A 10,591-nucleotide genomic window follows, 5' to 3' on the forward strand; every position below is an offset into this window, starting at 1 on the left:
CTGGCCGACCGGCCGCTCACCGACGACGTCACGGCGGCGGCGCACCTGCTCGACCGGTTCACCGATATCTGGAGGGGGAGCACGCCATGAGCGTGCGAGGAGTACACACGTGGCAAACTCCCCGGCCGCACCCTCCCCGCACGTGGTCCACACAGCGGGCGCTGTCCGGACCAGCCCCGGCGCTCACGGGGCTGTGGCCAGGGGGACTCGTCACTGGGATTGCGGGAGATTCCAGGCCGGCCCGTCACGTGTCCGGTACCAGGCGATCTGACGGCTGGGCGTGATGTTGAGTGAAACTCCTGCCGCTGCGGTTCACCGGCGAAGGTCTTGGCGAGGCCTTCAACGACGTCCCGCAGGCGGCGCGGTCCGACCTGGCGTACCGCGCCAGAGACGTGAGCCGTCGCGGTCGCCCCGTCCTCCGTCCAGATGCCGACGGCCGTCGGCTCGCCCCCTTCATCGCGCCACGAGCACCTGGTGTGCCCGAGCAGTGCCAGTGACAGGGGGGAACCGCAGCCGTCCCAAGACGTCACTCGGCGCTGTCGTGGTCTTGGTGGGCTCGGCTTCCCGGGCCGCGTCGAATGCAGGCGGCACGGACGAGGTACGGCGGGGCATGAAGTGGGCCCGGGCCGGGAGGAGCCATCCCGTGCCATGGCCAGGGGCTGTCACCGTGACTCGTAGGATGCCGTAGCCGACCGGGGCCACGATGACCGCGCCGGACGCGGCCTGCTTGAGGAACGCGTTGGGGATCGCGCGAAGCGCGGCAGTGGCGATGAACCTCTGGTAGGGGCGCGGTCTGGCCAGCCGCCGGCGCCGTCACCGGGGCCGATGAAGGGGTTGCAGGCCCGCATCCGCATACCGCCACCTGTGAAGCCCCATTTCGTCGGTTCCCCGGAACGGGGAGCAGGGTCAGTTGGTGGGCTGGTCCTCGAAGGGGGCGTCGGTCGCCCTTCCGCTGTGCAGGTAGTACAGGTCGATGTGGTCCAGGCCGAGCCGGCGCAGGCTCATGTGCACGCACTGCCGCAGGTAGTTCGGGTTCCCGACGGCGCCGAGTGTGTCGTACGGGTACCCGCCGCGCACGAAGCCGCCCTTGGTCGCGATCACGAGGTCGTCGGGGTATGGATGAAGCGCCTCGCGGATCAGCAGCTCGTTGGAGTGCGGTCCGTAGACGTCGGCGGTGTCGATGAAGGTGACGCCCGAGTCGATGACGTGGCGCAGCAGGGCGATGCCGCCGTCGTGGTCGGGATATTCGCCCCACACCTGGGCGCCGGTCAGCCGCATGGCGCCGAAGCCCATCCGGCCGACGGTCAGGTCTCCGCCGATCGTGATCGTCTCGGTGACGTGTCCGGTCGTTGCGGACATGGGTCCTCCTTGTTCGAGTGGTGGCGGCCTGGTTCAGTGCTGCTGGGGCGCGGAGTCTGAATCGGCGTCGAGGGTCGCGAGCATTCCGGCGGAGTAGCGGTCGCCGGCGGCCTTGCCGATCGGGGCGGCGTCCTCGAGCGCGGCGCGGTCGGCGTCTGTGAGAACGATGTCGGCGGAGGCGAGGTTGTCCTACAGGTACTGGATCCGGCGCGTGCCCGGGATGGGTACGTGGCCCTGGTCGAGGAGCCAGGCGAGGGCGAGCTGCGAGGGCAGCACGTCCTTGGTGGCGGCCACCTGGCTGATCGCGGCCACCAGGCGCAGGTTGGCGTCGAGGTTCTCGCCCTGGAATCGGGAGTCGTGGCGCCGGAAGTCGCTGTTGTCGAGCGCGTCGAGGTTGGTGAGTGCGCCGGTGAGCATGCGGCGGCCGAGCGGCGAATACGGGACGAAGCCGATGCCGAGCTGCTGGACGGCGTCGAGGACCCCGTTGTGCTCCGCACCGCGCTCGAAGAGTGAGTACTCGCTTTGCACGACGGTGAGAGGGAACGTTGCGTGGGCCCGTCGGATGCCGCTGGCGACTCGGACTGGCCGGTGGGCATCGAGCTACGATGCCGAGCCCTGCTCACCGACGGCACCGAGGCAGAGCCGCGGTACGCAGAGGCCATCGAGCGCATCGACCGCACGCCGCTGCGGCCCGAGGCCGCCCGGGCACGTCTGCTGTACGGCGAGTGGCTGCGCCGCGAGCAACGGCCCACCGATGCTCGCGACCAGCTCAGGGCCGCCCACCAAGGGTTCTCGGCCATGGGCGTGGAGGCGTTCGCCGAATGGGCCCGCCGCGAGCTGGCCGCGGCCGGGGAAAAACTCCGCAAGCCGGAGTCCCAGGCCGCGACTGGACTCACGTCGCAAGAACAGCACATCGCGCGCCTGGCCCGGGACGGACGCACCAACCCGGAGATCGGCGCCGAGTTGTTCATCAGCGCGCGGACCGTCGAATGGCACCTGCGGAAGATCTACATCAAGCTCGGCATCACGTCACGCAGAGCCTTGCGGGAGGCACTGCCGCTCCTGGGCGACGGGTCCTCAGCCAGGCCGCGCTAGTTCTGACCTGGTCTGGCCAGGCCCTGCGCAGTGGCCCTGCCGCCTCACCGGGTCTGATCTGCCGCCCGGACGATGATCTCGTTCACCGCGACGTGGCGGGGACTGACGACGATGAACGCCACGCTACGCGTGACGGCCTCCGGCGCCAGCCGCTCGATCCTCCGGACGCGCGCGTCGCTGTCGACGCGCCGCTGCTCCCGGGCGGACGGGCCACGACCCTGCACTGGCGTGGAGGCGCTCGGCATGGGCTGGTGGGGCTTGTTTTTGAACCTGTCGGTGTGTGGGCGGGGGATTGCGTCTTCGTGCGGTGAAGCTGAGAGCGTGAGCATCAGTAGCGAGCAGCCGGTGACTGCTGAACAGGTGTATGCCGCGTTGGCGGCTCTGGGGGCTGAGCCGGCGGTTGATACGAAAGTGCGACCCGAGGGGCCGCGGGAAGAGGACCGTCTGCATCTGCTGGGGAGTCTGCTGGCGAAGACGGAGCTGGAAATCACGGCCGCGACGCGTCTGGCTGGGGAGGAGGGAATCGAGGACGTCCTCGACACGTCGCTTGGCTGGACGGATCAGGTGGGCGCTGATCCCGGTCTTGCGGTCAACGTCCTGTCGAACAGGCTGCACCGTACGGCGATGCAGATTTCGCCCGGGGCGGAGGAGCTGTCACGGGGCCGGGAGGCTGCCTTCGCCGCCGTGATGACGGCGGTGTATACGCTCAGCGCCCAGTTGCATGCGGAGCACGGTGATGTGGAGGGAACCCGACGGGCTCTGGGCGGGGCGGAGGAAGCCGTCATCGATATCCTGCAGGGCATGCATGATCTGCGCGTCGCCATCGGCGACGTGGCCGGGCAGGAGGACACAGAGGGCTGACCCGCTCACCCGTCCGGCCTTCAATCATCGAGACCGTATTGCGTACGGAGCTACGACTCCGAGGCGGCGTTGATGAGCTCTTGACCTGCGCCAACAGGTTCAGACACAGCTTCTTCACGGATGGCTCGCCTCGCACCCGTCCAGCGCAAATGAGCTGCCGGGTTCGGCACGGAGAGGAAATCCGTAAGCTACGAGTTTGCGGTCTGCTGATGGCGGTGGGGGCAAGCGTGAGCGCTGACGGGGCTCGGAGGGCCCGTCAGCAGGTGCGGGGGCGGCCGGCAGGCCAGGGTGCTTGCCGGCGCGCGGGTGGCTGACAGCGTCACGTCAGTGATCGTGGTCCGGGCGATTCGCTTCGGCGCAGTGCACGGTCTGCTCGGCGCGACAGTGCCACCGAGCTGCGAGGGCATCCCAGCCAGGATAAAGCGGGCGCTGTACTTCGCCCCTTGTGCGACCGCTTGGACACAACACTGCCCTCGGGTGCGCGGCAGTCGGTGTGCCTGTCCGTTGCGGAACTCGGGTGGCACGATGGCCGGCAGCCTCCAACGATGGGAAATAGTCCAGGTTGTCGTCGGATGGAACTGCGTGAAGGCCTCTGACAGCGCGCAGGGGCCCGCCGCAAGGCCGGGATGGCGACCCTCCTGGCTTTTGGAGGTGTACTACGTGCGACCAATTCAGCCAAGCAGAAGCTTCGCCTTCCTGCTCCTCGGCGTTGCGCTGATCTCAGGCCTGGAATTGGCTTTGGCTGCCTCTCACGTGCAGGTCATGGGACTACCGGAGTATTCGGTACTGATCCCTGTCGTGGCCAGTGGTCTGTTGCCGCTGCGACAGACCGTGATCGTGGGCCTTTTCAACCTGGCCGCCGCCATTGCGATCTACGGGATATTCCTCCGGGAAATCGGGCAGGCCAGTCAAATATCGGTCATCATGGCGTTGGTCGTCGCGTTGGGTATAAGCGTGGTCGTCTGCCGCGTCCGTATTGCGGGGGAGAGACGATTCGCACGCCTCATGATCGCTCGCGAGCGGCTCGCGTTGCTCAGCGAGGCCAGCAGTCGTGTTGGCAGCACGCTGAACGTGGCTCGAACCGCTGAGGAATTGATCGAAGTAGCAGTTCACCGCTTCGCAGACCACGCCGCTGTGGACCTCTTCGATCGTGTCCTTCAAGGCGAGGAACCTGCCCCGGGTCCTCACTCGGGCGAGATCACCTTGCGCCGCACCGCCCGGCAATCGGGCCCGGTCGCTCTTGCTGGCACTGCACGGCCGGGCGAGACCGTCACCTACCCCCAGGGATCGGTACCAGCCCTGAGTCTGAGGACAGGCGAACCCATGAGGGCGGAGATCGCCGATGCCGCCTGCTGGCCTGCCGATCCAAGCGACGCCAACACGAACGCACCATACTCCGCGCTGGCGGTCCCCCTCCGCGCCCGGGGAGTGACCCTCGGTGCGGCACTTTTCACACGCTCCCCGCGCCGGGAGCCCTTCGATGCCGATGACCTGCTACTGGCGCAGGAAATCGGGGCACAAGCCGCAGTATGCGCGGACAACGCCCGCCGCTACACCCGCGAGCACAACACCTCCCTGGCACTTCAGCAAAGCCTTCTGCCCCAGATCGCCCCGAAGCAGTCGGCCGTGGAAGCAGCCACGCGCTACATCCCCGCCGATTCCCAGGCCGGAGTAGGTGGCGACTGGTACGACGTGATCCCGCTTCCGGGGGCCCGCGTCGCCCTGGTCGTGGGCGACGTGGTCGGGCACGGCGTCCACGCCTCGGCAACCATGGGGCGTCTGCGAACTGCGGTACGCACGCTTGCCGACATCGACCTGCCGCCCGACGAACTGCTCACCCACCTCGACGACCTCGTCATCCAACGCCGCATGATCATGGACCACATGCAGGAGGCCAGCCGGGACGTGGGAGCGGAATTCGGTGAGGTCGGTGCGACCTGCCTGTACATGATCTACGACCCGGTCTCACGCCGCTGCACTGCCGCACGCGCCGGTCACCCACCACCGGCCGTGGTGCGTCCAGGAGGAGACGTCGACTACTTCGACATTCCCGCCGGCCCTCCCCTGGGCGTCGGCGGCCTGCCTTTCGAAACAGCCGACCTGGACTTGCCGGAAGGCAGCCTGCTTGCCCTGTACACCGACGGTCTCATCGAATCCCCCAGGCGTAACTTGGGCGAAGGGCTCGAACGTCTGCGAAAAACCCTGTCCGAGCCGACACCCTCTCTTGAGGACACGTGCGACCGCGTCCTGAACTCGATGGTCGCTGGTCGCGCCAGAGACGATGTCGCCCTCGTCATCGCCCGCACCCAAGAACTCGACAGCAAACACGTCACCACCTGGGACTTGTCGGAGGATCTCGCCGAGGTCGCCCGCGCCCGCGACCTCGCCTCGCTCCAACTGGCGGGCTGGAACCTGCAGGAGTTGGCGTTCACCGCGGAACTCGTCGTGAGCGAACTGGTCACCAACGCCATCCGCTACGGCGGGCGCCCCGTCCGGCTGCGCCTGATCCGTGAGGACACCTTGATCTGCGAAGTGTCCGACGGCAGCAACACCGCCCCCCACCTGCGCCGGGCCCGCATGTTCGACGAGGGCGGCCGCGGGCTGTTCATCGTGGCGCAGCTCGCCGAGCGCTGGGGCACACGGCAGCGGCCAGACGGAAAGACCATCTGGGCCGAACTGCGACTGTAAACAGGGTCGGGGACCGGTGCATTGGCCGATGCTCCGGCACCATGCAGGGCAACGTGGCGCAATGGATGCCCAAGACCAACCCCACCGGCAAGGAGTGCTCCGATCTGGTGACCACCCGTCCGGAAGGCTCCGGCACGGTGAACCAGCGCGGAATGCGCCTGTTCATGACCTCAGCCCAGGGCAGACCCGCCTTCGCCGCCGTCATCGACTTCAACGGCGACACCATCGCCCTGGACCTGACCGTCTGGGAGTCGCCCGCAGGAGGCTGATCCATAAGGCAGGGCGCGGGGGCGGACGGTGTCCCGATACGGCTCGCCTTCCGCCCCCGCGGCGTTCTGACGTCCTCACCGCGCGGGATGTCAGAATCCGATGGCCTCGCGCAGCAGCAGGACGGTGCCGCGCCCGGGCTGCGGCTCGGCGTTGAGGACGAGCAGACGGTTGACCGCGCTCGGCTGCCCGTAGACCGCCTGGGCGCGTGCGGTCTCCAGCGGAAGGGCGTGCTCCGTGACCCGGCGCAGTGCGGTGCTCAGGTCGGGCACCACTTTCTGTGCCCCGACGACCCAGATCGTCCTTGCGGCGCCGCCGGCCGAGGCGGGCAGCTGGCTGCCGCTGCCCGAGGCGATGACGAGCGAGCCGGTCTCGGTCACGGCCGCGACGCTGGCGACGAAGACGTCGGGGGTGGCCACGAGCCGGCGGATCTGGTCGGACTCGGTGGCGCGGTCCATCTTCAGGACGCGCGGCCGGATGGCCTGGTAGCGGTCGTCCGTCTCGATGTCCTGCGCGATGCCGGAGAGCCGAAGCGTCTCACTGGCCCCGGTGAACACGCCCGCGCCCTCCGGGATCAGATCCTTAATGCGGGCGCGGGCCGCCGAGGCGTCGTCGAGCAGTTCGGCGGTAAAGCCGTTCGCCCGCAGCGCCGCGATCGCCCGGTCCAGCCGTTCGGCGGACGCGGGTGCGCTGAAGGCGTCGGCCGCCCCCGTAGCCGACGCGTCCACCTCACCGGCACCCGGTGCCCGGCCGGCGTCCCCGGCCTCACCAGAGCCGTGCCCCTGAGCGTCGGGGCCGGGTGCCGAACCCCCCAGCGGGGTGGTGTCGACGTACCTGACCTCGTAGACCCGCTCGGCGAACTTCCATCCCTCCGGCGTACGCCGGTAGCTATCGTGGTAGATGGCGAAGTTCAGGCCCGAGCGGCCGTCGAGCAGACGCGCGATCTCCTGTATGTAGGTGCGACCAGTGGCGGTGTCGCCGTCGATCCGGATCGTGCCCGGGTGGCTGTTCTGCACGAAGAAGTCCCATTGGCTCTGCAGGCGTTCGCCTCCGGTCCGGATCTCCATCCGGCCGATGAGCTCAACCGGGACGTTGGGCATGCTCAGAACGCCGTCAGGGGTGAACAGCGCGGCAAGGCGGGCACGGTCGCGCATCATCGCCGCGTCGGTGAACTCGCCGCGCAGGGCCTCGATCTCGACGCGGTCGGCGATCTCTTGGAAGTCGTTCATGCTCAGCGTCCTGTCCTGTGGATGGTGTACTCGTCTTCACCGGTCCGACAACGCAGCCCCGCCGAATGTGAGGCGAGCCGCCGACCTCACATTTCACCGCTCTGATTTGTCGTAATGGAGAGGGAACGTGAACGAGGGAGCCGGAGAGCGTATGACCAGTCCGTCGGAACAGGCACAGTGGCAGGCAGACGAGCAGTGGGACCCGGGCCTGAGCACGATCATGAGCGAGCGACGACAGCTGCTCAATCTCGCCTACCGGCTGCTCGGGTCCCTGGCCGACGCGGAGGACATCGTCCAGGAGACCTACACCCGCTGGTACGCGATGTCCCGGGCGCAGCAGGAGGCCGTCGAGTCCCCGGGCGCCTGGCTGACGAAGGTGGCCAGCCGCATCTGCCTGAACCTGCTCGGCTCGGCGCGCGCCCGGCGGGAGGCCTACGTCGGAGAATGGATCCCCGAGCCGCTGCCCGACCCGGCTGAGTGGATCGCCGGGTCGGCGGGCGGCGCCGGCGTGGACCCGGCCGACCGGATCACCCTCGACGAGTCGGTGACCATGGCCTTCCTGGTCGTGTTCGAGTCGATGACCCCGGCCGAGCGCGTCGCGTTCGTGCTGCACGACGTCTTCCGCTACCCGTTCGCCGAGGTGGCCGAGATCGTCGGCCGCAGCCCGGCGGCGTGCCGTCAGCTGGCGTCCTCGGCCCGCCGTCGCATCGCCGCCGCGCGGGCCGAGGCGAGCCCGAACCCGGCCCGCCAGGCGAGCGTCGTCCGGCGGTTCAAGGCGGCCTGGGAGGCGCAGGACATTGAGGCCCTGATCGGCCTGCTGGACCCGGGCGCCACCGCGATCTCCGACGGCGGTGGCCGCGTCGTAGCCCACCTGCTGCCGATCGAGGGCGCCGAGCAGATCGCCCGCCTCTACCTGACGATCGCCCGGTTCGCGCCGCCCCGCACGATCCTCGAGCGCACGGTTAACGGGCTGCCGGGCCTGGTGGTCGAGTCCGAGGGCCGGATCGAGACGGTTTTCGCGTTCGAGGTCGCCGACGACGACCGGATCACGCACATCTGGGCGGTACGCAATCCGGACAAGCTCCGCCCATGGGGGCCGTCCTGACCGCCCTCACGGGCCGGCGGCCGTGGGAGCGTGAAGCGCCCCGGAACCGAGGGGGTTCCGGGGCGCTTTGTTCGCCGGGGCGGCGTCAGCTCACGGTGAGCTGCACGCTGCCGGTCATCCCGCCGCTGGTGACCGACGAGAGGTGCCGTATCTTCGCCGCTCGGATTGAGGGCAAAGGCTGGGATCCTGCAGCGGTGCGGGAGCACAGCAGAGAGCCGGGACGGACGAGGCCGCGTGGTGTTGACGTGTACCGGATCGGTGACTCGGGTGCGAAGGCGGCTTGGCATGGCCGTTTCTCAGCGAGCGGGTCCGGCTCCAGGGGGTGAGGCGGCGTCAACCGTGCCAGTGGCAGTCCGGCCGGGCTCTGTGACGTCGACCGGCCGGGCGTTCTTGCCCTGTGCCCGGCCGGTCTCGCGGCTCGACCAGGATCAGTGCAGTTGGTCGAGTGCCTGCTCGAAGGCGGTCGCGTGCTTGGCCTCGTCGGCGGCGGTGTCGCGGAAGTAGCCGGCGACGGCGGTGTCGCCGACAGCGGTGGCTCGCTTGGCGAACCCTGGGTACAGGATGGTCGCTTCGTTGTGCTCCCCGGCGATGGCCCTGCTCAGGTTGTCCTTCGTCGCGCTGACCAGGCCGGCCAGGACCGCTTCGCCGGCGAAGTGCTCGTGCAGTTCGACCCCGGCGGTGCCTTCGAACAGGCGGGCCAGCGCAGGGTTGCCGGTCTGCTGGGCGCGGGCGGCGAAGAGCATGTACTTGGCGTGTGCGAGCGCCTCGCCGTGCATGGCGGTGTCGAGGTTGGCCCGGGTACGGGCGGCCTTCACCTTCGGCAGTCCGGCGGGGACCGACACCGTGTCGGCCTTCGGCGGCGCTGGGATGGTGCCGCGGCCGGTGGTCACGACCGTCAGCGCGGTGCGGTAGGCGTCGCGGTGGCGTCCCTCGTCCGCGGCGATCTCCGTGAACAGCTTGGCAGCCTCGATGTCTCCGTCCTTGCGGGCTTGGTCGGCGAAGCGGCGGTACATGACCTGGTGCTCGTAGGTTTCGCCGTTGATGGCTGCGCGCAGGTTGGCCGCGTTCGTTCCGACCACACCGGCCAGGGTGGCCGCCTCGTGCAGGTGCTCGTTCAGTTCGGTCTGTGCCGTGGTGCGGAAGAGCTCGCCGACGGTCGGGTAGGCCTGGCCGTCGGCTTGAGTACCGAAGAGGTTGTAGGAGGCGTAGGCGAACGCCTCTCCTTTCATGGCCGTCGTCAGGTCGGAGAGGGTCTGCGAGCGGAGGGCCTGGGTGGCGGCGTACGTGGCCTGGTGGTGATCACCCGGCAGGGTAAGCGCCACAGCCGTTGCAGCTTGGGACGCTGCGGTCAGTGTGCACAGGCCGAGCACAAGCGTACGTATCGAGTGGCGGAACATGATGGCTCCTTCCAGGGCACTCCTCTGCGTGGGCGCCCCGTCCCATGCGACCCGCACACGTACACCGTCGCCCCTTCACGCGACCCTTTTGGGTGATTACGCATGGTGATCACGTTGCTGTCGGTCACCGCATTCCGCTTGCTTAGGTGCGTGACCGGCCCTAACGAACCCCGCATCCGGTTCCTGCCCGCTGCCCGAGCCGTCCGCGGAACACACGCGGGACCGTTCAGCGTCGCTTGAGGCGTGAAGTGGCCAGCGGAAATCGGCGGAGCCTGATTGACCCAGTCGGGTCTGGCCGCATCCTTATCAGGTCGATTCTGGGGGCCGTCGACGTCGACCAGTTGGTCCTTCACCTCGGCCGATCGTCCACTGAGGTCCGGTTCGCGCTTGTTGGTGTCAGCAGCCGCACGCAGTCTCGACAAGCACGGCTTTTCTCTCCGGGCTGGAGCACTAGTTTGGAAGATCCCGTACGCGCCCTGTGGCTGGCCTGGCAAAGCGCTAGCCCGCGCGATCGCGGGAGACTCGCCGCACTCGTCCCCGTGGTTCCCTGTGATGTGCCCTGTGATCGGGCACTCATCTGGCACGGGCGA

General features: G+C 68.7%; 9 protein-coding genes. 5 read left to right on the forward strand and 4 right to left on the reverse strand.

Features of this window, described 5'->3' with window-relative positions; all coding sequences use genetic code 11:
- Positions 1-906: 906 nt before the first annotated feature.
- Both ACWDA7_RS45545 and ACWDA7_RS45550 read right to left on the reverse strand, forming a co-directional pair.
- Entirely contained in the window at positions 907-1,359 is a 453-nt protein-coding gene (locus ACWDA7_RS45545; RefSeq protein ID WP_450613138.1) for an aldo/keto reductase, read from the reverse strand.
- Positions 1,360-1,548: 189 nt separating this feature from the next.
- Positions 1,549-1,887, reverse strand: coding sequence for an aldo/keto reductase (locus ACWDA7_RS45550; protein WP_450613140.1), 339 nt, complete (start codon positions 1,885-1,887; stop codon positions 1,549-1,551).
- 21 nt (positions 1,888-1,908) lie between these two features.
- On the opposite strand from ACWDA7_RS45550, the gene ACWDA7_RS45555 reads away from it, so the two are divergent.
- The 4 genes from ACWDA7_RS45555 (at position 1,909) to ACWDA7_RS45570 (ending at position 6,272) form a co-directional block, all read left to right on the forward strand.
- Positions 1,909-2,454 (forward strand): LuxR C-terminal-related transcriptional regulator, encoded by a 546-nt coding sequence (locus tag ACWDA7_RS45555; RefSeq protein ID WP_450613142.1) that lies wholly within the window; start codon positions 1,909-1,911, stop codon positions 2,452-2,454.
- Positions 2,455-2,526: 72 nt separating this feature from the next.
- The gene (locus ACWDA7_RS45560) at positions 2,527-3,315 is read left to right on the forward strand and encodes a hypothetical protein (protein WP_450613144.1); all 789 of its coding nucleotides are present in this window, start codon (positions 2,527-2,529) and stop codon (positions 3,313-3,315) included.
- A 651-nt stretch (positions 3,316-3,966) separates the two neighbouring features.
- Complete coding sequence (locus ACWDA7_RS45565) at positions 3,967-6,003, forward strand: ATP-binding SpoIIE family protein phosphatase (protein ID WP_450613153.1); 2,037 nt, start codon at positions 3,967-3,969, stop codon at positions 6,001-6,003.
- A gap of 41 nt (positions 6,004-6,044) precedes the next feature.
- The gene (locus ACWDA7_RS45570) at positions 6,045-6,272 is read left to right on the forward strand and encodes a hypothetical protein (RefSeq protein WP_450613146.1); all 228 of its coding nucleotides are present in this window, start codon (positions 6,045-6,047) and stop codon (positions 6,270-6,272) included.
- Between the two features lie 90 nt (positions 6,273-6,362).
- Here ACWDA7_RS45570 and ACWDA7_RS45575 read toward each other — a convergent pair whose 3' ends face one another.
- Positions 6,363-7,499, reverse strand: coding sequence for an LUD domain-containing protein (locus tag ACWDA7_RS45575; protein ID WP_450613147.1), 1,137 nt, complete (start codon positions 7,497-7,499; stop codon positions 6,363-6,365).
- Positions 7,500-7,650: 151 nt separating this feature from the next.
- Between ACWDA7_RS45575 and sigJ the strand changes: the two genes are divergently transcribed.
- On the forward strand, positions 7,651-8,604 hold the full coding sequence (gene sigJ / locus ACWDA7_RS45580) for an RNA polymerase sigma factor SigJ (protein ID WP_450613149.1): 954 nt from the start codon (positions 7,651-7,653) through the stop codon (positions 8,602-8,604).
- Between the two features lie 428 nt (positions 8,605-9,032).
- On the opposite strand, the gene ACWDA7_RS45585 is transcribed toward sigJ, so the two are convergent.
- Positions 9,033-10,001 (reverse strand): ferritin family protein, encoded by a 969-nt coding sequence (locus tag ACWDA7_RS45585; protein WP_450613151.1) that lies wholly within the window; start codon positions 9,999-10,001, stop codon positions 9,033-9,035.
- Positions 10,002-10,591 lie beyond the last annotated feature (590 nt).

The organism is Streptomyces sp. NPDC001156 (genome assembly GCF_053598275.1).